The 23669-nt window shown below is 58.8% G+C and carries 25 protein-coding genes; 13 read left to right on the top strand and 12 right to left on the bottom strand.

The annotated features are described in order from the left end of the window. Positions 1–20: 20 nt before the first annotated feature. Entirely contained in the window at positions 21–2972 is a 2952-nt protein-coding gene (locus ACM6I6_RS12610) for a DUF748 domain-containing protein (protein ID WP_414919978.1), read from the top strand. 882 nt (positions 2973–3854) lie between these two features. Here ACM6I6_RS12610 and ACM6I6_RS12605 read toward each other — a convergent pair. Next, on the bottom strand, positions 3855–4208 hold the full coding sequence (locus tag ACM6I6_RS12605) for a BON domain-containing protein (protein WP_274074573.1): 354 nt from the start codon (positions 4206–4208) through the stop codon (positions 3855–3857). Between the two features lie 308 nt (positions 4209–4516). After that, positions 4517–4936 (bottom strand): pilin, encoded by a 420-nt coding sequence (locus tag ACM6I6_RS12600; RefSeq protein WP_274074572.1) that lies wholly within the window; start codon positions 4934–4936, stop codon positions 4517–4519. Positions 4937–4947: 11 nt separating this feature from the next. Between ACM6I6_RS12600 and ACM6I6_RS12595 the strand changes: the two genes are divergently transcribed. From ACM6I6_RS12595 to ACM6I6_RS12570, 6 genes are all read left to right on the top strand, one after another. Further along, entirely contained in the window at positions 4948–5121 is a 174-nt protein-coding gene (locus tag ACM6I6_RS12595; protein ID WP_274074571.1) for a hypothetical protein, read from the top strand. A 100-nt stretch (positions 5122–5221) separates the two neighbouring features. Further along, positions 5222–6439 carry a type II secretion system F family protein gene (locus ACM6I6_RS12590; RefSeq protein WP_323608709.1) on the top strand — a complete coding sequence of 406 codons (1218 nt, stop codon included), beginning with the start codon at positions 5222–5224 and terminating at the stop codon, positions 6437–6439. A 1-nt stretch (position 6440) separates the two neighbouring features. Then, the gene (locus tag ACM6I6_RS12585) at positions 6441–7313 is read left to right on the top strand and encodes a prepilin peptidase (protein ID WP_414919977.1); all 873 of its coding nucleotides are present in this window, start codon (positions 6441–6443) and stop codon (positions 7311–7313) included. Continuing rightward, entirely contained in the window at positions 7310–7933 is a 624-nt protein-coding gene (coaE, locus tag ACM6I6_RS12580) for a dephospho-CoA kinase (protein WP_274074568.1), read from the top strand. Before ACM6I6_RS12585 ends, coaE begins: the two co-directional genes overlap by 4 nt. Continuing rightward, entirely contained in the window at positions 7930–8130 is a 201-nt protein-coding gene (gene yacG, locus ACM6I6_RS12575) for a DNA gyrase inhibitor YacG (RefSeq protein ID WP_060543361.1), read from the top strand. The genes coaE and yacG overlap by 4 nt, the downstream gene beginning before the upstream one ends. A gap of 208 nt (positions 8131–8338) precedes the next feature. After that, a complete protein-coding gene (locus tag ACM6I6_RS12570) occupies positions 8339–8899 on the top strand; it encodes a magnesium transporter (protein ID WP_274074567.1) in 561 nt (186 codons plus the stop codon). Positions 8900–8931: 32 nt separating this feature from the next. Here ACM6I6_RS12570 and ACM6I6_RS12565 read toward each other — a convergent pair whose 3' ends face one another. From ACM6I6_RS12565 to ACM6I6_RS12545, 5 genes are read right to left on the bottom strand one after another with little or no spacing between them, the layout of a single operon-like run. Then, the gene (locus ACM6I6_RS12565; protein ID WP_323627337.1) at positions 8932–9249 is read right to left on the bottom strand and encodes a cytochrome C oxidase subunit IV family protein; all 318 of its coding nucleotides are present in this window, start codon (positions 9247–9249) and stop codon (positions 8932–8934) included. Between the two features lie 13 nt (positions 9250–9262). Continuing rightward, positions 9263–9976 (bottom strand): heme-copper oxidase subunit III family protein, encoded by a 714-nt coding sequence (locus ACM6I6_RS12560; RefSeq protein WP_414919976.1) that lies wholly within the window; start codon positions 9974–9976, stop codon positions 9263–9265. Between the two features lie 6 nt (positions 9977–9982). Then, entirely contained in the window at positions 9983–10672 is a 690-nt protein-coding gene (locus ACM6I6_RS12555) for a cytochrome c oxidase subunit 3 (protein ID WP_323608713.1), read from the bottom strand. Beyond that, a complete protein-coding gene (ctaD, locus tag ACM6I6_RS12550; RefSeq protein WP_274074608.1) occupies positions 10669–12444 on the bottom strand; it encodes a cytochrome c oxidase subunit I in 1776 nt (591 codons plus the stop codon). The genes ACM6I6_RS12555 and ctaD overlap by 4 nt, the downstream gene beginning before the upstream one ends. A 43-nt stretch (positions 12445–12487) precedes the next feature. Beyond that, positions 12488–13960 (bottom strand): c-type cytochrome, encoded by a 1473-nt coding sequence (locus ACM6I6_RS12545; protein ID WP_414919975.1) that lies wholly within the window; start codon positions 13958–13960, stop codon positions 12488–12490. 227 nt (positions 13961–14187) lie between these two features. Between ACM6I6_RS12545 and ACM6I6_RS12540 the strand changes: the two genes are divergently transcribed. Next, complete coding sequence (locus tag ACM6I6_RS12540) at positions 14188–14523, top strand: hypothetical protein (protein ID WP_323608715.1); 336 nt, start codon at positions 14188–14190, stop codon at positions 14521–14523. A 57-nt stretch (positions 14524–14580) separates the two neighbouring features. Here ACM6I6_RS12540 and ACM6I6_RS12535 read toward each other — a convergent pair whose 3' ends face one another. Beyond that, entirely contained in the window at positions 14581–15270 is a 690-nt protein-coding gene (locus ACM6I6_RS12535; RefSeq protein ID WP_274074561.1) for an energy-coupling factor ABC transporter permease, read from the bottom strand. Between the two features lie 74 nt (positions 15271–15344). Continuing rightward, the gene (locus ACM6I6_RS12530; protein WP_274074560.1) at positions 15345–16277 is read right to left on the bottom strand and encodes a LysR family transcriptional regulator; all 933 of its coding nucleotides are present in this window, start codon (positions 16275–16277) and stop codon (positions 15345–15347) included. A gap of 248 nt (positions 16278–16525) precedes the next feature. Here ACM6I6_RS12530 and ACM6I6_RS12525 point away from each other — a divergent pair, with 248 nt between their 5' ends. After that, positions 16526–16768, top strand: coding sequence for a DUF2790 domain-containing protein (locus ACM6I6_RS12525; RefSeq protein WP_274074559.1), 243 nt, complete (start codon positions 16526–16528; stop codon positions 16766–16768). Positions 16769–16781: 13 nt separating this feature from the next. Here ACM6I6_RS12525 and ACM6I6_RS12520 read toward each other — a convergent pair whose 3' ends face one another. The 3 genes from ACM6I6_RS12520 to ACM6I6_RS12510 are packed head-to-tail and all read right to left on the bottom strand — an operon-like array spanning position 16782 to position 20634. Continuing rightward, positions 16782–18050 (bottom strand): OprD family porin, encoded by a 1269-nt coding sequence (locus ACM6I6_RS12520; RefSeq protein ID WP_274074558.1) that lies wholly within the window; start codon positions 18048–18050, stop codon positions 16782–16784. Between the two features lie 16 nt (positions 18051–18066). Beyond that, positions 18067–19287 carry a benzoate/H(+) symporter BenE family transporter gene (locus ACM6I6_RS12515; RefSeq protein ID WP_414919974.1) on the bottom strand — a complete coding sequence of 407 codons (1221 nt, stop codon included), beginning with the start codon at positions 19285–19287 and terminating at the stop codon, positions 18067–18069. A gap of 3 nt (positions 19288–19290) precedes the next feature. Beyond that, complete coding sequence (locus ACM6I6_RS12510; RefSeq protein ID WP_414919973.1) at positions 19291–20634, bottom strand: aromatic acid/H+ symport family MFS transporter; 1344 nt, start codon at positions 20632–20634, stop codon at positions 19291–19293. 219 nt (positions 20635–20853) lie between these two features. Here ACM6I6_RS12510 and ACM6I6_RS12505 point away from each other — a divergent pair, with 219 nt between their 5' ends. Genes ACM6I6_RS12505 through ACM6I6_RS12490 form a run of 4 tightly spaced genes read left to right on the top strand, consistent with a single transcriptional unit; the run spans position 20854 to position 23588 of the window. Beyond that, positions 20854–21480 (top strand): DUF1780 domain-containing protein, encoded by a 627-nt coding sequence (locus ACM6I6_RS12505; protein ID WP_007970534.1) that lies wholly within the window; start codon positions 20854–20856, stop codon positions 21478–21480. Then, entirely contained in the window at positions 21477–22004 is a 528-nt protein-coding gene (locus ACM6I6_RS12500; RefSeq protein WP_323608718.1) for an MOSC domain-containing protein, read from the top strand. The genes ACM6I6_RS12505 and ACM6I6_RS12500 overlap by 4 nt, the downstream gene beginning before the upstream one ends. 51 nt (positions 22005–22055) lie before the next feature. Further along, positions 22056–22229, top strand: coding sequence for a DUF3094 family protein (locus ACM6I6_RS12495; protein ID WP_007996394.1), 174 nt, complete (start codon positions 22056–22058; stop codon positions 22227–22229). Between the two features lie 60 nt (positions 22230–22289). Continuing rightward, positions 22290–23588: an NAD(P)/FAD-dependent oxidoreductase gene (locus tag ACM6I6_RS12490; RefSeq protein ID WP_323608719.1), complete on the top strand. Its 1299-nt coding sequence runs from the start codon at positions 22290–22292 to the stop codon at positions 23586–23588. Positions 23589–23669 lie beyond the last annotated feature (81 nt).

Raw genomic sequence — 23669 nt, 5'->3', positions numbered from 1 at the left:
AGGCACTCCGATCCAGACAGATGAAGCCGCACATGTACAAAGGATTGATTCGCGCCATCGGCGCCTTGTTGACTGCTCTGGCGCTCTACAGTCTGCTGGGCTTTCTGATTTTGCCGGGCATCGCGTTGCGCGTTGCCAACCAACAACTGGCCCACTACGCCACGACGCCCGCCACCCTCCAGCGTATTGAACTCAACCCGTTCAGCCTTGAAGTGACCCTTTGGGGCCTGAACATCGGCGAGCCCGGCAAAGAGCAGGTCGGCTTCGAACGCCTGTACGCCAACCTGCAGCTCGACAGCCTCTGGACCAACGCGCTGCACCTGTCGGAAATCGAACTGGAAAAATCCAAGACCGAAATCCTCTTCGGCAAGGACGGCAAACTCAATCTGCGCGGGCTGTTCAAACTGCCAGCGAGCGAACCCACGCCGGCCGATCCGAACGCCAAGCCGTTCCCGCTGCGCATAGACCGGATCAAACTGGCGGGCGGCGCCTTGCACTTCAAGGATGAGCGCCCCAGCGAACCGATCGAATTTCTCTACGACAAACTCGACTTCGAACTGAAAAACCTCAGCACCTTGCCCGAAGACAGCGCCGACATGGAACTGGTCGCTATTGGCCCCAACGGTGGCCAGGTCGACTGGACCGGCAACTTCAGCCTCATTCCGTTCGCCTCTGAAGGCAAGCTGAAAATTACCGACGGCAAGATGAAAGCCTTTTGGCCCTATGTGCGCGACGCCGTGCCCCTGGACCTCGAAAGCGGGGTGATGAGCCTCAGTACCGACTACAAACTCAGCCTGGCCAAGCAGACCGAACTGCTGCTGAACAACCTCGCAGTCAGCGTCGCACCCTTCGCGATCAAGGCCCCGGACGGACGGCCGCTGGCGAAGCTCGAGCGTCTGGACATCAGCGAAACCACGGTGGACCTGGCCAAACAGCAAGTGGTGGTCGGCAAGATCCGCAGCCAAAAGCTGGAAACCTGGGCCGCACTGGAAGCCGATGGCCAGCTCGACTGGCAGAAACTGTTCGCCAGCCAACCGTCAAAACCGGCGGCCAAGGCCAACGCCGAACCGCCGAGCACCCCGGCGGCCGCCGATTCGCCGAAACCCGAACCGGCAGAGCCTGGCAAACCCTGGCAAGTGCTGCTCACCGATGTGCAATTGCGCGATTACAAAGTGCATCTGGCGGACCGCAAGGCGCAACCGCCGGTGGAAGTAGAGCTGAGCCCGCTGAATCTCGACTTGCAGAAGTTCGACAGCCTCAATGGCTCGCCCTTCGCCCTCAAGCTCGACACCGGCGTGGGCAAGCAGGGCAAGCTCACGGCCGATGGCGAGGTCAACCTGGCGCCTGTCAGCGCCAGGCTCAACGTACAGACCAAGGACATTGACCTGCGTGTCGCCCAGTCCTACATCAGCCCGTTCATTCGCCTGGAGCTGCGCAGCGGCATGCTCGGCAGCGACCTGGCGGTCAACCTGAAAAGCACCGAGCCGCTGGCCCTCAGCGTCACCGGTCGCGCTCAGGTCGATCAGCTGCACACCCTCGACACCCTCAAGACCCGCGACTTTCTCAAGTGGCAACAGTTGGTGGTCGAAGGCCTCAACTACCAGCACGGCGACAGCCTGTCGATCGACAAGGTCAACCTGCTGCAACCCTATGCGCGTTTCATGATCAACGATGACCGCACCACCAACATCGACGATCTGCTGATCCCGCAACCGCCCGAGTCCGCGACCAAGCCTGCCGCCGCCAGAACCGCCAGCAAGGACAAGCCCCTGGGCATCCATATCGGCGGCATTGCCATCAACGACGGTTCGGCGAACTTCGCCGACTTCAGCCTGACCCCGAACTTCGCCACCGCCATCCAGCAGCTCAACGGTTCGATCGGCACCATCGACAGCCGCCAGGCGAAACCGGCCAGTGTCGATATCAAGGGCAAGGTCGACCGCTACGCACCGGTGACCATCAAGGGCGCGGTCAACCCGTTCGACCCGATGGCCAGCCTCGACATCGCCACCAGCTTCAAACGCGTGGAACTGACCACGCTGACCCCCTACTCCGGCAAGTTCGCCGGTTATCGCATCCGCAAAGGCCGACTCAACCTCGACCTGCACTACGTGATCACCAAAGGCCAGCTCAAGGCTGAAAACAAGGTAGTGGTCGAGCAGTTGCAACTGGGCGAAAAAGTCGACAGCCCGGATGCCGTGAGCCTGCCGCTGAAACTGGCGATCGCCCTGCTCAAGGACGTCGACGGCAAGATTTCCATCGAACTGCCGGTGACCGGCGACCTCAACAATCCGCAGTTCAGCGTGATGCCGATTGTCTGGCAAACCCTGCGCAACCTGATCGTCAAGGCTGCCGCCGCGCCGTTCAAACTCATTGGTGGCCTGGTGGCCGGTGGTGGCTCGGAGGACCTGGGTACCGTGTCATTCGCGCCGGGCTCGAGCGACCTGAGCAAGGACGCCGAAGCGGCATTGGTCAAACTGTCCCAGGCCCTCAAGGAACGCCCGACCCTGCGCCTGGAAATCGAAGGCACCGCTGCCAAGAGCAGTGATGGCCCGCTGCTCGCCGAGCAACGCCTGGAACGGGAATATCAGTACAACTACTACAAGATGCTCCAGCGCCGCGGCGACAAGGTGCCGGCGAAGGCGAATCTGCTGGAGGTGCCGGACAGCGAGAAAGGTCCGCTGCTCGAAGGGATCTACCGCACTCGCCTGAAGGTCCAGCCGCCCGCCGAATGGAAAGACCTGGGCAAGGAAGAACGCACGGCGAAAATGCGTGCGGACGTGATCCAGTTCTGGAGCTCCAGCGAAGTGCTGTTGCGTGAGCTGGGCCAGGAACGCGCCAGCAGCATCAAGGATTATCTGGTCGACAAGGGTCAGCTCGCGGACGACCGGGTGTACTTCATCGACGCCCAGTTGGGCGAAGCGGAAAAGGACGGCAAGGTGGTCACCCCAATGCACCTGGACGCCGAATAATCGGCAAACACTGCAATTAAACAACACACATACCAATGTGGGAGCCAGCCTGCTGGCGATAGAGGGGTGACAGTCAACATAGGTGTTGAATGTTACATCGCTATCGCCAGCAGGCTAGCTCCCACAGTTGTTTTGCCTGGACTGAAATAGAACAGGCCCCGACACGAATGCCGGGGCTGGATGCTGGATGCCGAGTGATAGACAAACGCTGCAATTGAACACCACACATCCCATTGTGGGAGCCAGCCTGCTGGCGATAGCGCTGTAACAGTCAACATAGGCGTTGAATGTCACACCGCTATCGCCAGCAGGGTAGCTCCCACAGTTGTTTTGCCTGGTCCTAAATAGAACAGGCTCCGACACGAATGCCAGGGACTGGATAATGGACGCCGAGTGATAGACAAACGCTGCAATTGAACACCACACATCCCAATGTGGGAGCCAGCCTGCTGGCGATAGCGCTGTAACAGTCAACATAGGCGTTGAATGTCACACCGCTATCACCAGCAGGCTAGCTCCCACAGCTGTTTTGCCTGGACTGAAATAGAACAGGCCCCGACACGAATGCTGGGGCTGGATGCTGGATGCCGAGTGATAGACAAACGCTGCAATTGAACACCACACATCCCAATGTGGGAGCCAGCCTGCTGGCGATAGCGCTGTGACAGTCAACATAGGCGTTGAATGTCACACCGCTATCGCCAGCAGGCTAGCTCCCACAGTTGTTTTGCCTGGTCCTAAATAGAACAGGCCCCGACACGAATGCCGGGGCCTGTAATGGCCACATCCCTGTGGCCGGTCGCATGAACTTCTCAGTTGCGGCAGACGTATGACTCGGCCCGCCTACCGCGCCTTCTCCCAGTCCAGGCGAGAAGTCTTGCCTTACTCGGCTTTCAGGCCGTCAGCGGAGACCGCCTTGACGCCTTTGATTTTCTTGGTGATAGCCACTGCGGTGGTTTTCTGGGCATCCGTTACCGCAACGGTGGACGACAGAGACACAACACCTTTGTTGGTTTCCACTTTGATGTCGGTGCCGGGAATGCCTTTTTCGGTGACCAGGTCCGATTTGACTTTGGTAGTGATCCAGGTATCGGAAACATCCTCTTTCGCTTCGGTGACTTCACCGGCGGCCAGCATCATGGGTGCTTGTGTGGCCTGAGTCTGGGCAAATGCAGCGTTGGCCATGGTCAGGGTCAGCGCGGTAGCAGTAGCGGCAGCGATAGCGAACTTCTTCATACGAGTAACTCCTGTTTTTCTGGAAAATCTGCTGATTGTCTTTTCAGCAGGCTTACCGGAGATATTGCGAACGCTGTGCCAACTTTGAAACAGATGCAAATACCATATAAATCAACAACTTATAAAATCAGCGATTTCTCGAAATCATGCAAAATGCATGAGTTGGAAATTCTCTACATGCAAGTTGCGGGTTTTGAGTAAGGCCTAAGGCCATGAATTGTCGGAAGTTTTCTCAAATACTCGGTAGCCCTGAACGTCGAACAAAAAATACCCCGCACAGGCGGGGTATCAGGCAATAAATGAATGGATCAGGCTTTCGGGGCAACCCCCGTGCAGCCTTTCGGCGCGTACTCCTGGTCGACGGTGGTGGCACAGGTCCAGCCTGCCACCGTACGCGAAAGGGTGATGGTTTTATTCAGCACCTGAGCCGGCGCGTTAAGGATCGTGCAACCGATAGTCCCGGAACCATCAGTGGCTTTACCGCTGGCCGAGGTCGTGCAGTTGGACGTTAATGCAGCGCCGCCGACATTGGACAAATCAGGGTCGTCGCCTTGATTGATCACATCCTCGAACGCCACCTTCAACGCCGATATCTCGGCCAGCCCCGCCGTCACCTTGGCCCGCGCCTGGTACTTGGAGTAAGCCGGTATCGCAAACGTCGCCAGAATCCCGATGATCGCCACCACGATCAGCAGCTCGATCAGGGTAAAACCTTTTTGATTGTTCAAGGACAGCCTCCATGCATGAGTCGAAATCTCATGATCTGCACCTGCAGCAGCACAGCCCATGCCAAGCCCGGCGCGCCCTGTTCTCGGGGGTGCGCGATCGCGACGAGGCACCTTCCCACCCCCAGGAACCGCACTATCTGACACTTTTCGTCACCTCGACAGCGCTGTTTGGTTCCACCGATTGACTAGGCTATAAGTCGTTTCCCGAGGAACGCATCGGCACATTCACGATCTATGAGCCGGTCGGCTTGCGATCAACGCATCGGCGGTTACAAAGGGCTGAACATGGCAGTCAAGGCAGCAAGCACCAGCGTGTACAGCTGGGAAGGCACAGACAGGAAAGGCGCGAAGGTGACGGGCGAGCTGAGCGGCCAGAACCCGGCACTGATCAAGGCGCAATTGCGCAAGCAAGGCATCAATCCCGGCAAGGTGCGCAGGAAATCCACGTCGATGTTCAAGCTGGGCAAACGCATCACGCCCCAGGACATTGCCCTTTTTACCCGGCAGATGGCGACCATGATGAAAGCCGGCGTGCCGTTGTTGCATTCCTTCGACATCATCGGTGAAGGCTTCGACAACCCGGCCATGCGCAAGCTGATCGACGAGGTGAAACAGGACGTGGCGGCAGGCAACAGCTTCGCCACGGCCCTGCGCAAGAAGCCGCAATACTTCGATGAGTTGTACTGCAACCTGGTGGACGCCGGGGAACAGGCCGGCGCGCTGGACACCCTGCTGGAACGGGTGGCGACCTACAAGGAAAAAAGCGAAAGCCTCAAGGCGAAGATCAAGAAAGCCATGACCTACCCGCTGATCGTCGTGTGCGTGGCGATCATCGTGAGCGCTATCCTGCTGATCAAGGTGGTGCCGCAGTTCGAGTCGGTATTCAAGGGTTTTGGCGCTGAACTGCCGGCCTTCACGCTGATGGTCATCGACCTGTCGCAATGGCTGCAGGCGTGGTGGTGGATGCTGCTGGGCGCACTCAGCGCGGGCGCTTTCGCTGTGCGCCACGCGCTGAAAACCTCGCAGGGTTTTCGCGACCGCATGGATACCTGGCTGCTGAAACTGCCGCTGGCAGGTACCTTGATGTACAAGTCCGCCGTGGCCCGGTTCGCCCGCACGCTGTCGACCACCTTCGCTGCCGGTGTGCCACTGGTGGAAGCCCTGGAGTCTGTGGCCGGCGCCACTGGCAACATCGTGTTCAAACGCGCGGTGCTGCGTATCCGGCAGGACGTTGCGACGGGCATGCAGCTGAATTTCTCCATGCGTACGACCGGTATTTTTCCCAATATGGCCATTTCGATGACCGCCATTGGCGAGGAGTCTGGCGCACTCGACGACATGCTCGACAAGGTCGCCGGTTTCTACGAGGACGAGGTCGACAATCTGGTCGACAATCTCACCAGCCTGATGGAACCGTTCATCATGGTGGTGCTGGGTGTTATTGTCGGCGGCCTGGTGGTTGCAATGTACCTGCCCATCTTCCAACTCGGCTCAGCGATCTGACATGCCCTTGAACGAAATCCTGATCCACTTCCCGCTGGCTTTCGTCGTCATCGCCGGGGTAGTCGGCCTGCTGGTTGGCAGCTTCCTCAACGTACTGGTCTGGCGCCTGCCGAAAATGCTCGAACGCGAGTGGCGCGTGCAGGCCCACGACATCCTCGGCCTGCCCGGCGAAACGCCGCTGCCGACCTTCAATCTGATGTTGCCCCACTCCCAGTGCCCACACTGCGGCCATCGGATTCGTGCCTGGGAAAACATTCCGGTATTGAGCTTTCTGTTCCTGCGCGGGCGCTGTTCGGCCTGTGCGACGCCGATCAGCAAACGTTATCCTTTGACCGAACTGGCCTGCGCGCTGCTGTCGGCGTTCATTGCCTGGCACTTCGGGTTCGGCTGGCAAGCCGGCATGGCGATGCTCCTGACCTGGGGCCTGCTGGCCATGAGCCTGATCGACGCCGAGCATCAAATGCTGCCGGATGTGCTGGTGCTGCCGCTGATGTGGCTCGGGCTGATCGTCAACAGCCTCGAGCTGTTCGTGTCATTGCCCGAGGCGTTGTGGGGCGCCATTGCCGGCTACATGACGCTGTGGACGGTGTTCTGGGTGTTCAAGCTGGTCACCGGCAAGGACGGCATGGGTCATGGCGACTTCAAGCTGCTGGCGATGTTTGGCGCCTGGGGCGGTTGGCAGATCCTGCCGCTGACGATCGTCCTGTCGTCCGTGGTGGGTGCGATCATCGGCGTGATTTACCTGCGCCTGCGCAAGGCGCAAACATCGACGCCAATCCCTTTCGGCCCCTATCTGGCCATTGCCGGCTGGATTGCCTTGCTCTGGGGTGGTCAAATAACCGACTTCTATTGGCAGTTTGTCGGTCTGAAATGAATACCCCTGTGGAAAAACCCTGGATTCTCGGCTTGACCGGCGGCATCGGCAGCGGCAAAAGCGCGGCGGCCCAACACTTCATCGACCTGGGCGTGCACGCGGTCGATGCCGACCATGCCGCTCGCTGGGTGGTGGAGCCCGGTCGGCCGGCGCTGGCGAAGATTGCCGAACACTTCGGTCCCGGCGTGTTACAAGACGACGGACAACTGGACCGCGCCGCGTTGCGCAAACTGATCTTCGAAGTACCGGAGCAACGCCTCTGGCTCGAAGCCTTGTTGCATCCGCTGATCGCCGAAGAGATTGCCCATCACCTGGCGCTGGCAAAATCACCTTACGCGATCCTGGTTTCGCCGCTGTTGATCGAGTCTGGCCAGTACGCCATGACCCAGCGGGTGCTGGTGATCGATGCCCCCGAACAGTTGCAGATCGAACGCACCCTGCGGCGTGACCAGACCAGCGAACAGCAGGTCCAGGCGATTCTCAAGGCCCAGTCCAGCCGCCAGGATCGCGTAAGCCATGCCGACGACGTGGTGGTCAACGACCGCGACCTCGCCTGGCTGCACAGCGAGGTCGAACGCCTGCATCACTTTTACCTTACTTTGCGTGGAGGCCAGTCATGAGCCAGATCCCAACCGTCGAATGCCCAACCTGCGGTGCCCCTGTCGAATGGAGCCCCGAGAGCAAGTTCCGGCCGTTCTGTTCCGACCGTTGCAAATTGATCGACCTGGGCGCCTGGGCGTCGGAAGAGCACAAGATTCCGGTGGCCCCGGATGCCGAGGACGAGCTGTTCAGCGGCGATTTCGACCCGCGTCACTGATTACGCGCATCGCAGGGCCTGACTCGCGGCAGAAATCGACGAGATGAACCAGGCCCTGACGTCGCCTCCCGGGGTATTGACACCCAAAATCCATCATGCTAGCGAGTGCTATACTTCTTTCAAATTGCACGACGTGTGCAACGTTCCCCACGGGTACAGGCTGCAGGACAGAGGAGGTCCAGAGCAAACACGAGATGGGAGGTGTGGCATGAATCGGCACTATTACATCAGTGACAACCTCAACGATCTTGAAACCGTTGAAAATGAGCTGGAAGCCAGCGGCATCAATTCCGAACAAATTCATGTGCTCAGTGAAAAGATTGCCGATGTTGAAGAACATCACCTCCACGAGATCAGCTCGTTGATGGAACAGGATACCGTTCACTCCGGGGAGATTGGTGCGCTGGTCGGTGTGCCACTGGCAGCACTGGTCCTGGGTGGCGCCTGGTGGATGGGCTGGACTGAATCCGCCGCAGGCTGGATGCCGTTTGTCTTCCTGGCCATTGTCATTTTGGGCTTCAGCATCTGGGAAGGCGGTTTTTTTGGGTTCCAGGTGCCGAACACCCACTTCCGCAATTTCAAGCAGGCGGTACAAGAAGGCAAACATATTTTCTTTGTGGATGTCGAGCCGAATCAGGAACCGCTATTGGACCAGGTCATCGGCCATCATCCCAATCTGACGATCGCCGGCACGGGAGCGGCAGCTCCCCACTGGACAGTCGCCTGGCAGCACAAATGGCATCAGTTCAAGCGAGTGATATCGGGTTAGCGCCTGGAGACTGAGGGTCATCCGACAGCGGTTCATTGGCCAAAGAAAATGACCCGGCTGAGGAAAACATAGTCCGCCTCGGTGGCCATCAGTCCGATCAGCACCAACAAACACAGGGGCGGAACCAATATGGCGTAGACCATGGCTAACCGTTCCCAGGCCAGATGCATGAAGATGGAGACAATCAAGCCTGCCTTCAGCAACATGAACGTGATAATCAGCGACCACCTGAGGTAGCCGTGGAATTGGAAATAGTCGACCAGGTACGACAGGGTACTGAGGAGGAATAACAGTCCCCAGATCTTGAGATACAGGCTGATCGGATGTTGCTGACCCTGAGCATGTGCCATCACCCGCGCTCCTCTACCACAAATAGAAGAAAGCAAAAATAAACACCCACACCAAATCCACGAAGTGCCAATAAAGCCCGGCTATCTCGACGTTCTGATAGTTTCCGGAGTGCTCATAGTCTCCCCGCCATACTTTCATCGCCACAATGCTCAGGTAAATCGCGCCGATTGACACATGCAGGCCGTGGAAACCGGTAATCATGAAAAAGCTGGCACCAAATTGCGCCGCCCCCATGGGGTTCCCCCAGGGACGCACCCCCTCTGAGATGAGCTTGCTCCATTCAAAGGCCTGCATGCCGACGAAGGTCACACCCAAGGCAGCCGTCGCCAGCATCAGTGCTGTGGTTTTCGCGCGATCGCGGCGATAGGCGTAATTGACAGCCATGGCCATCGTGCCGCTGCTACTGATCAGTACAAAAGTCATGATGGCGATCAGAATCAGCGGGATTTCCTTACCGCCGATCGTCAATGCAAACACTTCGCTGGGATTTGGCCAGAGGTCGGTGATGGTCATGCGTACCGACATGTAGCCGGTGAGAAAACAGGTGAATACAAACGTATCGCTGAGCAGGAATATCCACATCATCGCCTTGCCCCAAGGCACCTGCTTGAACGCCTCTCTATCGGAGGACCAGTCGCTGGCGATGCCCTCCCATCCCGGTGCAGGTGGCGAGCCTGGTGGATTGGATGAGCCGGAGCCGGCTGGGGCTTGTGGATGCGATGCCATGGTTTTTCACCTCAGGCCGCAGAGCCTGGCGATGGCTTCATAGGTTTCTGGCGTGCTGGTCAGCAGCGCGAATAGCACGAACCAAAGACCCAACAGGTAATGCCAATAGATGGCACAGAGCTCTACGCTGGCGCGCAGTTGCGGCAACGGCACGCGATGCAGGAATTTAGCGACGATCATGCCCCAGGCTATCAATCCGCCCAGCAGGTGAAGCCCATGAAGGCCGGTCAACAGGTAGAAGAAACTGTTGGCCGGATTGCTGGCGACAAAGTAGCCCCAGGCGACAAACTGCTGCCAGACCCAGAGTTGTCCCGCCAGAAAGGCAATGGCAAACACGCCCGCCACGACGAAACCGATAACCGTGGCGTCCAGTCGAACCTGTCGGGCCGCCATACGCGACCACTGCAGTGCGATGCAACTGAACACTAGAAACGCCGAATTCAGCCAGAGTTGCCATGGATTGGCCAGCGGCGCCAGGGGCTCTGTCAGGGGTAGCCAGTCGACCATCTGGGAGCGGGCGATAAAGGCGATCAGGAAGAGAAAGAATAACGAGCTGACCACGGCCAGAAACAAGCGCAGGCCTGTTTTTGCGATTCGGCTTCTATCGGCACCCTCGGCCTGAATACCTTCAGGATCGCGATTCCAACCGCCTGCAGGGTCACCGTCATCCGCGTTTCTCAATAGCAATCTGTTCATGGTTTAACGTCCGCTATTCGGGTTCCGGCACTGAGTTGGCGCATTTGCTCCAACTCCTCGGCAGACACCGTTTGCGCAACGAAATCCTGTTCTATGCCCGGCACACTGTAGTCATAGGCCCAGCGATGCACGACCGGCAACTTCTCTCCCCAGTTACCGTGTTTCGGTGGAGTGTTCGGTGTTTGCCATTCCAGGCTGGCCGCGCCCCAGGGGTTACCGCCTGCGGGTTTGCCTTTGAATACACTCCAGGCCAGGTTGAACAGGAACAGCAGCTGGGAAACACCGACAGTCAATGCGACCACCGTAATGAAGGCATTCAACTCTTGCGCCGACTGTGGAATGAACGCGTAGTTGTCGTAGGCGTAGTAGCGGCGAGGCATGCCCTGGAAGCCCAGATAGTGCATGGGGAAGAAGATGGCGTAGGTGCCCAGGAAGGTAATCCAGAAGTGCAGCTTGCCCAGGGTGTCGTTCAACATGCGCCCGGTCACTTTCGGGAACCAATGATAAATGCCGCCGAACACCACCAGGACCGGTGCGACGCCCATGACCATATGAAAATGGGCGACGACGAAATAGGTGTCCGAGAGCGGAATATCCACAATCACATTGCCGAGAAACAGCCCGGTCAGACCGCCCACCAGGAAGGTGACGATAAAGGCCAGGGCAAACAGCATCGGCACGGTCAGATGGATGTCGCCCTGCCACAGGGTCAGGACCCAGTTGTAGACTTTCAGAGCGGTTGGCACCGCGATGATCAAGGTGGTGACGGCGAAGAAAAAACCGAAATACGGGTTCATTCCGCTGACATACATATGGTGCGCCCAGACCACAAAGCTCAGTACGCCAATCGCAATAATGGCCCACACCATCATGCGGTAGCCAAAGATGTTTTTACGCGCATGCGTACTGATCAGGTCGGAGACCAGGCCAAATGCAGGGAGCGCAACGATATAGACTTCCGGGTGGCCAAAGAACCAGAACAGGTGCTGGAACAATATCGGGCTGCCACCCTGGTGATCGAGCTGCTGTCCCAGCGAGATCATCGCCGGCATGAAAAAACTGGTGCCCAACAGTTTGTCGAACAGCATCATGACCGCACTGACAAACAACGCTGGGAAAGCCAGCAAGGCCATGATCGAGGCCATGAAGATGCCCCATACCGAGAGCGGCATGCGAAACAACGTCATGCCGTGCGTACGCGCCTGCAACACCGTGGTGACGTAGTTCAATCCGCCCATGGTGGCGGCGACAATGAAAATCGCCAGCGAGACGAGCATCAGCACGATGCCCCACTCGACCCCAGGCGTCCCCTGGGTAATGGACTGTGGCGGATAGAGCGTCCAGCCCGAACCGGTGGGGCCGCCGGGGACAAAAAAACCGGCGAGCAACACCAGTACCGCGAGCAGATAGAACCAGTAACTCAGCATGTTGACATAGGGGAAGACCATGTCGCGTGCGCCCACCATCAGTGGGATCAGATAATTGCCGAAGCCCCCGAGAAACAAGGCCGTCAGCAAGTAAATGACCATGATCATGCCGTGCATGGTCATCGCCTGATAGTAAGCACTGGCGTCCATGAACGCCAAACTGCCGGGGAAGCCTATCTGTATGCGCATCAAGCCAGACAACACCACGGCGATAACCCCCACGAACAACGCCGTCAGGGAGTATTGAATGGCGATGACCTTGTGGTCCTGGCTCCAGATGTATCTGGTCAGGAAACTCTTGGGCTCGTGCAGTGCCTCTGTTTCGGCTTGCTCCGCATAGGCCATCACGTCATCCTCCTGCCGAAGTTTGCGTGTATTTCTGGCTGCTTTACGGCGACTTCCCTGGCTCAGCCTTGTTCGCGTCAGCGTCGGCATTCGCTTTTGATTTGATGAAAGCGATCAGCGCGTTCAAGTCCTGATCACTCGGGGTAAAGGCCGGCATGACGGCTGCATAGCCTTTGACGATTTTGGCACCGGGATTGAGGATCGAATCCTTTATATAGCCCTCGTCTGCCTTGATACTCGTACCGTCGGCAAGGGTTACGGGCTCGTTATACAGGCCCTGCCAGCTCGGGCCGATACCCTTGCTGCCATCGACACTGTGGCAGGCCAGACAGCCTAGCGACCCGGCTAGCCGCTGTCCTTGCGTCGCCAAGTCGTCACCTCTGTCCAGCGCTTCGCTGGCAGAAGGTTCTTGCGACGCAGCACCCAGTGATTTGATCAGGGCGACGAGCGCACCCAGTTCATCGTCATTGAGAGTATAGGCCACCATGACCGGCGGGTAGCCTTGTACCAGACGGGCCTGCGGTTCGAGGATCGATTGTTTCAGGTAGGCCTCATCGACCTGAACGCTGGTGCCATCGGCAAGCTGTTCGGTGCGGCCGTACAGGTTCTTCCATCCCGGCCCGAGGCTGGTACTGCCATCCTGGCTGTGGCAGGCACCGCAGCCGTATTGCTCGGCCAACTGACGACCTTTTTCCAGTACGCTGTCCTGACCGGGTTTGGTAGCTGCCGCTAATGTCTGCGCAAAGGTCGGCTGGCTGCTGAGCCATTGATCGAAGGCACCCTGCTCCTCCACGATCATCTGGCCGCGCATGTTGTAATGACCTACGCCACAAAATTCAGCGCAAAGGACTTCATATTTCCCGGTTTTAGTCGGCGTAAACCAGAAGTACGACACCATCCCCGGCACCATATCCATCTTGCTGCGAATTTGCGGTATATAAAAATTGTGCAATACATCTTTAGAGCGCAGTAAAACTTTTACCGGTCGATCCAGCGGAAGTCTGACTTCGTTACTTTTTATTAGCACATCGTCCTGGCCGGCGGGATCCTTGGGATCAACGCCAAACGGGTTGACGGAATCAACTAACTTAATTTCAGACTTGCCCAGTTTCCCGTCCTGGCCCGGAAAACGAAAGGCCCACTGCCACTGCTGGGCGACCACTTCAAGTTCATAAGCATTTTTTGGTACCCGGATGAAATCGTTGTAAACAACCAGGCCTGGCGCCAACATCGCGGCAATACCTATCGAGGTAACGACAATCAACCAGAATTCCAACCTCTTGCTTTCCGGCTGGTAGTGGGCCTTGGCCCCCTCTTTATGACGATAACGCATCACGGCTACCGCCATGAATAGCGTAATGGCGATGAAAAAGATTCCGCTGATGATCAGGGTGATAAACAGAGTGGTGTCTATTGATCCCCAGTTGGAAGCTGCCGGTGTTGCATGCCAAGGCGCTAGTACATGGAATAGCACTGATCCAATAACGATGAGTACCAGGACAATTGCTATTGCCATTTCTCTTCATCCTATTCCTGTTGCTCATTGGTTATGCGCAAGCATCGCCACTGACGTCCAGGCAGGGCAGACAAGTACCACCCATCCGGGTGGTAAAGTCATTAAAAAGTATAGTGCCATCGGGTTGTGCCGTGAGGTTGGCAAGCGAGTCCCGGTTGCCAGCTATACTGAATTTCAGATCAGAAACAGAGCAATAGAATCCAGCAGTCTACGACGGAGGCTTCGTTATGAGCGCCATGACGATCGAAGGCTGGTGCAAAACCAGCCCCGACCAAAAATCCACCCCAATAGGTGAAATCCATTTTTACGTCGATGTGCCACTTCGTCAGCGCCTGGAGCAGGCTGAAGAACACCTGAAGAGTTCCCATGGGCCTGAAGCCATGGTTGATGTCGACATGAGCACTCTGGATCTGAAATTGCCAGAGGGATACGACCCCTTGTCCGACTGCCAAATGCGCGTCTATTTGCACCTCGATCGTGGTCAATACCATTTGGTTGGGCACCGCGCGAGCGATGGTAGCTTGATCTATAGCAACGCGGTTTTGATTGATCAGCAGATCTAGGGAACCGCTGGAAAAACGGAGTATGGGATCGTCATCATTTGGCGAATCTGAAATGGATCAAGATTCGGGGTCGTCGTCCTTCCAGGGCGCCGACAGATAACGCGTGCGGTTGAAGGTCTCGAGCCACTCAGGGCTGAACACCACCAGCGCGCTCACCACCATGCCGTTGATGAACGCCTCGGGAAAAATGATCAACCACAGGTAACCGACAAAATCTTCCAGCCAATACGGCATGGCGAACCGTTCGTCGTACCACAACAACGTCAGCGCCAGCACCAGGCACAGCAATGCTGAAAGGGCTGCGGCGAAGAAACCGGAAACGAAGATGTACACGAAGAGATTTCGTGGCTGCGCGCGCTCCACCGCTATCGCACAGCATTCAGTGATCAACACCGGCAACAAAATGAACAGCGTGCCATTGACCCCCATGGCCATCAGGTCCTGACGCCCCAGCAACACCAGGCCTGCCTGCGCCACCAGACCGCCGACGATTGCCAGCGGCCAGTCCAGCAACAGCGTCACCGCTGTCATGCCGATGAAGTGATAGGACACGCCGGTATCGAAGTCCCGCCGCACCAGCCACAGCATGAACAGCGCGAACACCGTACCGAACAGCAGATGCTGGCGACGATTGTCGGTGAACAACTCGACCCAGGGTGCGCGCACGACGGCCCAGAGTAATACCGGTATGTAGATCAACCACCCCACGTTCAGGGTCTGGGATGACAATAACTCGGCACCGATCATGGCTGGGCCCACTCCCTGTCTTTCCGAAAGAGAAAGAGCCTCAGTCTACACCGCCCTTCACCGTCCCTTCGACCTCAAGCCCAATGCCGTGGATCGTTCATCACCGCTTCATGTTCGGCAAACAATTTGGGAAGCTCGGCCTTGAGAAAATCCACCCAGGTGCGGACCTTGGCATCGAGAAAACGCCGTGATGGATACAGCGCATAGACATTGCGCTCGCGCAATCGCCAGGTCGGCAATACACGCAACAAGGTGCCATCGCTCAAGGGCCGTGTGGCGGTGTGGAAAGGCAGCAGGCTGATGCCCATGCCGGCCTCCGAGGCCTTGACCATCGACTCGGCGACATTGCACTGGAAGGTCTTGGCCGGACTGATGGCATGTTCGCCGTGTTCGTCCTGGAATACCCATTGATCGCCATACAAGGGATCAAGCAGGCGCAGGCATTGATGCTCGTTCAGCGCCAGCGGCTGCTGTGGAATGCCCTTGCGGCGCAGGTAGTCCGCGGAGGCGCAAGGTACGCTGTAGATCTGTCCGAGGGCCTGGGCGACCAATTGCGAATCGGGCAGTTCGGGGGCGATCGAAATCACCACGTCGTGCCCCTCCTCCAGTGGATCGGGATTGCGCTGGGACAAGGTCAGTTCGAACACCACGTCGGGATATAGCTCGCTGTAGCGGGCGATCAGAGGCGTGATCAGTACGCCCAGGCCGTTCATGCTGTGCACCCGCAGGCGCCCGGCGGGGTTGATATGCGCGCCACGGGCCTCGGCCGTCGCCTCGTCCATTTCTTCGACGATCTGCCGGCTGCGCAACAGGAATCGCTCGCCTGCTTCGGTCAGGCTCAGGCGTCGCGTGGTGCGTTGCAGCAGGCGTGCCTGGAGATGTTCTTCCAGGTCCGCGACCAATCGGGATACCTGCGCCGTGGACAGATCCAGCGTGTCGGCCGCGGCGGTGAAACTGGCGCAGTCCACCACACGGATGAACACGCGCAAGTTGTTAAGCAAATCCATAAGCCCCCCTCGGGCGAAAATACTGTTCATTGCGAGAAACCTGCAGGAGCAAGCTTGCTCGCGATGGAGGTCAACGATGACGCGGGGAGCCTGACACCCGCGCAGCTCTCAGGTTTTTCGCTAGCAAGCTCGCTCCTACAGTTGTGACTATTACATTTTGCGTAACGCTGCATCCGCCGTTGGCCCCTTTATCCACGGGTGCCGAAGACTAAAATCAACTCATCGAAACCCACGCGGAGCACGCCAGCATGAAAACGTTGATCAGCCTGTTTCTGGCCGTCATCGCCACCTCGGCCATGGCCGCTGACAACGAGCCTCTCGCTGTCTTGTACAACCCCGCGCAGCCGCTGGACATCGCCAAGGTGGTGTCTGTTTCGGACACCGCGACCGCCTGCGGGGTTGTGCCGGCGACCATGGTGTATGTCGATCATCAGGGCCAGACCCGGCGGGTGACGTACAACGTCATCGGCGATTGCACCAGCAACCTGTGATTCGCCGCTGCACTCAGAGCAGCGTCCAGGTGTAGCTGAGGATCAGGCGGTTTTCATCGATATCACTGCGGTAATTGGACCGCGCCATCGCATTACGCACGCGGATCCCCAGGCCTTTGAGGCTGCCGCTCTGCAGCACATAGCCGATGTCCAGGTCGCGCTCACGGTCCTTGCCCTCATACCCCTTGCCGGTATCGACATTGTTGCCGCTGATGTAGCGCAGGGTACTGGTCAAGCCCGGTACACCCAGGGCCGCGAAGTCGTAGTCGTAACGTGCCTGCCAGGAACGTTCATCGGTGTAGGCGAACTCATAGGTGGGCACCTCGTTACCCAACGGTGAGATGTTGGCGAATACCCGCGGGAACGCGCTGTCGCCAAACATGCCCTGATAGCCGACATAAAAGGTGTGGCCGCCACGTTTGGCCGACAGCAACGAGTAGAACGCCTGGTTGTCGATGTTGCCCAGCAGTTTTTTGCCGTCCTCGCGCGAATCGAAGTAGCCGAGGTTGGCGCCGAGGATCCAGTCACCCACGGGTTCGCTGTGCTTGAGGCCGAGGAAGCGCTGGTTGTAGATGTCCTCCAGTTGCCCGTACCAGGCGCTGACCGAGGTGCGCTTGTCGTTGAAGGCATAATCGCCACCGGCAAAGTTGAACCCGTCACTGCTGACCTGACGTTGCGGCACATGCCCGAGCATCGCCTGCATTTTTTCATCACCCGCCTCGTTGCGCAGGCTGGTTGAACTCAGGTGTCCGCCCTGCAAGGTCAGACCATTGATCTCACTGGAGGTGATGCTTGCACCCTGGTAACTCGGCGGCAGCAGGCGAATATCACTGAACACCAGTACCGGCAGATTGGGTTGCAGCTCACCGACTTTCAGCTCGGTTTTCGAGTAACGCATCTTCAACGCGCCTTCCAGACGGCTGTAATTGTCCGCTGCGCGACCGTCGTCCTGCACCGGCAGCAAGCCGGTATTCACCCGGTCCGGGCTGCTGTCGAGCTTGAGACCCAGCAAGCCGATGACATCCACACCAAAGCCGACGGTGCCCTGGGTGTAACCGGACTTCACGTTGAGGATGAAGCCCTGGGCCCACTCCTCGGCCTTCGATTGCTGGTTGGCGCCGACGATGTCGGAGTAGTCGCGACTGAAGTAGTAATTGCGTGCCTGCAACGTCGCGGTGGTGTCTTCGATAAACCCGCTCTCGGCGGCCATAACGCCTGTGGAAAAACCCGAGACGACAGCCAGGGACAACGCCGTACCCGTTGCTTGGAGATTCTGCTTCATCGTTTTTCTCTTATTGTTATTGATCGACTGATTGAACAGTTTCAGTTGCAGTGGATTTACGAAGGAGATCGGGACGACGGGCGCTTAACAGCACATGGGTGACCATGCCGAAAATCAGACCCCAGAACGCGGCGGACAAGCCGAACAGCGACATGCCTGAAGCGGTGATCAGAAAGGTCACCAGCGCGGCTTCGCGGTCGCTCGGCACGGCCATCGCCCCCGTCAGCGCCCCGGCAATGGCAGCAAACAGCGCCAGCCCCGCCAACGCCGCAATCAGCTCTTTGGGGAACGCAGAAAACAGCGAAACCAACGTGGCGCCGAAGATGCCTAGCACCAGGTAGCACAAGCCTCCGACAACGCCGGCCACGTAGCGCTTGCGCGGATCCTCGTGAGCCTCTCGACCGGTGCAGATAGCCGCCGTGATCGCGGCCAGGTTCAGTCCATGGCAACCAAAGGGGGCCAGCAGCGCGGTGCCCAATGCGCTGCTGGCGATGATCGGGCTCGCAGGCGTTTGGAAACCACTGGCACGCAGCACGGCCATGCCCGGCACGAACTGGCCGGTCAGCGCCACCATCACCAGTGGCAAGGCGATGTTCAGCGTCGCGCCCAGGCTGAACTGGGGCGTGATCCACACCGGCGTAGCCAACCCGATGACCAATGCCTCGCGATGCAGATCACCGCTGAACGCGGCAATCGAACAGCCCGTCAGCAACACCAGCATCACCGCGTAACGTGGCATCACCCGCTTGCCGATCAGATAGGCCGCGAACATCGCCAGCACCAACAACGGCTTGTGCTGCATCGATACGAACAGCCCGGTGCCGAAGCTGAACAGGATCCCGGCCAGCATCGCCGCCGCAATCGCGGCGGGCAGTTTGCTGATGATCCGGTCGAAAGCCCCCGAGACCCCGACCACAAAGATGATCAGGCTGCTGACCAGATAAGCCCCCACCGCTTCTGCCATGGAAATTTCAGGCAACAACGCCACCAACAACGCCGAGCCAGGCGCCGACCAGGCGATGATGACCGGAACGCGATAGCGCAGGCTCAAACCGATGCCCAGCACGGCGCTGCCGATGGAGATCGCCCAGATCCAGGACGACAACAGTTCCCGCGGCAGATGGGCCGATTGCGCCGCCTGAAAGATGATCACCAAGGGCCCGGCATAGGAAATCACCGTGGCGATAAAGCCGGCGACAGCGGCTGACAGGGAGAAGTCCTGGATAAACGCCTTCATGACTCAAGCGCCCGTCGGCGACAGCGTTGGGCTGACAGCCATGGCGCTGCGCCGGTTGCTGATGGCGAACACGGTCATGGCGAGGGCCGCCACGGCACCCGGCAAGGCAAACGCCATGAAGTTCAGTTGCAGCGGCAGGCTGATGCCGAGCAAGGCGCCACCCAGCAGGGGACCGACGATGGCACCGTTGCGGCCGATGCCCGACGCCCAGCCCAGGCCAGTGGAACGAATGGTCATGGAGTAGAACTGCGCGGCGCAGGCGTACAGCAGAATCTGCGAGCCGATGGTGGTGGCGCCAGCGATGGCGATCAGCAGGTACAACACCGGCATCGGGCTGTTGAAGCCCAACAGGGTGATCGACACCGCCGCCATGGCGAAGAACACCGACAGCACCCGCGGCAGATTGAGCTTGTCACCCAGCACACCGCCGCCGACCGCACCGAAGATCGCCCCGAAGTTCAGCACCAGCAGGAACGACAGGCTCGAGCCCAGGCTGTAACCAGCGTTGGCCATCAGTTTAGGCAGCCACGAACTCAAGGCGTAGACCATCAGCAGGCAGCAGAAAAACGCCAGCCACAACATCAGCGTACGCAGTGCACGGCCTTCGCGGAACAACTGCAACACCGGGGTGCCCGTGCCCTTCACTTCACTCATGTGCAACTGATCATCGGTCTGTGCGACGTAAGCCGGGTCGATGCGCTGGAGAATGTTGCGGGCTTCTGCAGTGCGCCCCTGGCGCAGCATGAAACCCACCGACTCGGGCAGGAAGTACATGATCAGCGGCAACAGCAGCAACGGCAGGACCGCCACGTAGAACACCGACTGCCAGCCGAAACTCGGGATCAGCACGATGCCCAGCCCGGCCGACAGCATGCCGCCCACCGAGTAACCACTGAACATGATTGCCACCAGGGTGCTGCGGATCTTTTTCGGCGCGTATTCGTTCATCAACGCCACGACATTGGGCATCACGCCACCAATGCCCAGCCCGGCAATGAAACGACAAATCCCAAACTCGGCGGGGTTGCGGGCGAACCCGTTGAGCACGGTGAAACCACTGAAGAGCATCACGCAGAGGGTGATGGCTTTCTTGCGCCCGATTTTGTCCGACAGCGGGCCGAAGAACAGCGCGCCGAACATCATGCCGAACAATGCATAACTGCCCAGTGCACCGGCTTGCAGAGGACTGAGCCCCCACTCTTTCATCAGCATCGGCAAGACCACGCCGTAGATCACCAGGTCGTAACCATCGAAAATGATGATCAGGGCACACCAGAACAGCACCATCCAGTGGAAGCGGTTGAATCGAGCGTTGTCGATAACCTCATGTACGTCGATCTTGCGCATGGCGTTCATCTCTTGTTTTTGTTTTTTAAGGGCGGCGGCAGCACGGCTCACGTCCGTACAGCCGAGGGTAGAGTCACCAGGCGCGGGTCAATATCCGCATTGCGCAGACCACTATCCGTTTTGTGCAGCGCCCTGGACCGGGCTTGGGAGCGAGAGGATTTGCTCCTCTCCGATAAACTGTCTTCTTTACAATCACATTTGAGCGCTAAGCTTGGGCGTATGGATGATTCAGATTACTTACGCCTGCTGACCATTGCGGCCGAGCAAGCCAACGCGTTCCTGTCCAATGCCCGCAAATGGGAGCGCGAGCGTTGGGTCTGCCAACGCCTGCTGCAGGGCCTGAACATTCCCTACCGTGCCGACGAATTCGCCCCGGCCGGGGAGCCGCCGGATGTATTGTTCCGCGACGCCAGTTTCGAGGTGTTCTTCGTGCTCGACGAGGGCCGGCGCCTCAACGATGAATGGCGCGATGAACTGCAGCGGCGGCGCAGCGCGTTCTCCCTGAGCCAGCTGGTACGGCGCGAGGCCAAGCCCCGGCGCATACCTGCCAACGAGTTCTTGCTGCGCCTGGCGCCGACCTTGCGCAAAAAAGCGCACAACTACAAAGAACGCGGCATGGACCTTGGCGAGCTGGACATCATCGCCTTCGCCAGCCTCAAGCGCGAAGTACTGGACCTCAACAGTCATTTCCCGCCGCCCACCGAATACCTGCGCCAGGGCTGGCGCTCGCTGTCGCTGGTGGGCCCGACCTTCGCCCGCGTGCTGTTCGCCCATCCCGATGCGCCGGATTTCCTGCGCAGCAACCTGGGACGCAGCATTGTGTTCGACGTCGGGATCAGCCTGTGAGCCCACTGCAGGAACTGATTGCCGAAGTCCCGCAAACCGGCCGCGTACGCTGGATAGGCGTGCGCCCGGAACGTCACGCGCCGATGATCGAACTGGATGCCGTGGAGGCGCGACTGGAGGCGGGCCTGACAGGCGATCGCGCCCGACCCGGCATCCGCAATGCGCGGCAGGTGACGCTGATCCAGTGGGAGCACCTGGCGGTGATCAGTTCGCTGATGGGCCGCCCGGACGATCAGCCGGTCAAGCCTGAAGATTTGCGGCGCAATCTCGTTATCAGTGGGATCAATCTGTTCAGCCTCAAGGGCCGGCGCTTCCGCATCGGCCAGGCGATTTTCGAAACCACCGGATGGTGCCAGCCCTGCGCACGCCTGCAAGCCAACCTGGGCCCCGGGACGTTTCAGGCGGTGCGCGGACATGGCGGAATCACCGCCCGGGTGTTACAAAGTGGCATCATTCGCCTGGAAGACAGGGTGAGCGTCGAGCCCATTCCGGACAGCGGCTATGCTCCGTTCAACGTTCGTTAAATCAGCCTGTAGCTTCTACACCTTCAGCAACGTCTACCTGACGAGGCCTTTATGACCAGCCGCCTGAACCCCGACGACCAAAAGCATGTCGAAGAGTACCTGCAGTTGTCCCAACACCGAGTCGAGCGCCGGCCTTTCCGGCCGTGGATGCTCCTGGTGCTGGTATTGGCAGTGACCATTGGTCTGGGCCTGCTGAGCCGACTTATCAGTTACCTGACGCTATGAGCTGCTTCGCGCTCGCTTGGGTAACCACACCGATTTCCTTTAGCCTTGTGAGTTATCCCCATGTCCCATCGTATTGTCATTGTCGGCGGCGGCGCCGGCGGTCTGGAGTTGGCTACCCGTCTGGGTAAGACTCTGGGCAAACGCGGCACGGCCAGTGTGATGCTGGTCGACGCGAACCTGACCCATATCTGGAAACCGCTGCTGCACGAAGTCGCGGCCGGGTCACTGAACTCTTCCGAAGACGAACTCAACTATGTTGCCCAGGCCAAGTGGAACCACTTCGAGTTCCAGCTGGGGCGCATGAGCGGGCTTGATCGCGCCAATAAAAAAATCCAGCTGGCCGCCACTTATGATGAAGCCGGTCTGGAACTGGTGCCGGCCCGGGAAGTGCATTACGACTCGCTGGTGATCTCCGTCGGCAGTACCACCAACGATTTCGGCACCCTGGGTGCGGCGCAACACTGCCTGTTCCTGGATACCCGCAAACAGGCCGAGCGCTTCCATCAGCAGTTGCTCAACCACTACCTGCGCGCACACGCAGGGCAGACCGACAAGGTCGAGCAGATCAGCGTCGCCATCGTCGGTGCCGGTGCCACCGGGGTCGAACTGGCCGCCGAGCTGCACAACGCCGCCCATGAACTGGCGGCCTACGGCCTGGACCGGATCAAACCGGAAAACATGCACATCACCCTGATCGAAGCCGGCCCCCGGGTGCTGCCGGCCCTGCCGGAACGGATCGGCGGGCCTGTGCATAAAACCCTGGAAAAGCTCGGGGTCAACGTCATGACCAATGCGGCCGTCAGTGAAGTGACCGCCGACAGCCTGATTACCGCGGATGGCAAAGTGATCAATGCCAGCCTGAAAGTCTGGGCCGCCGGGATCCGTGCACCGGGGTTCCTCAAGGACATCGATGGCCTGGAAACCAACCGCATCAATCAGCTGCAAGTGCTGCCGACCCTGCAAACCACCCGCGACGAGAATATCTTCGCCTTCGGTGACTGCGCGGCCTGCCCGCAACCGGGTTCCGATCGCAATGTGCCGCCGCGCGCCCAGGCTGCGCATCAGCAGGCGTCGTTGCTGGCCAAATCGCTGAAGTTGCGCATCGAAGGCAAGGCGCTGCCGGAGTACAAGTACACCGACTACGGGTCGCTGATCTCGCTGTCGCGTTTTTCGGCTGTGGGTAACTTGATGGGTAACCTGACCGGTAGCGTCATGCTGGAAGGCTGGCTGGCGCGGATGTTCTACGTGTCGTTGTACCGCATGCACCAGATGGCGCTGTATGGGCCGTTTCGCACGGCGATGCTGATGCTGGGCAGCAAGATTGGTCGCGGGACCGAGCCGCGGCTTAAGCTGCACTGATATAAAACCTGTGGGAGCGGGCTTGCTCGCTCCCACATTTGGTTTTGCAGTGTTCTGGAAATTTTCGCAGGCAAAAAAAAT

Origin of the sequence: Pseudomonas sp. IT-P218 (assembly GCF_949767605.1) — a bacterium.
Taxonomy (GTDB): Bacteria; Pseudomonadota; Gammaproteobacteria; order Pseudomonadales; family Pseudomonadaceae; genus Aquipseudomonas; species Aquipseudomonas putida_AE.
This window is presented reverse-complemented; position numbering and strand designations above follow the sequence as displayed.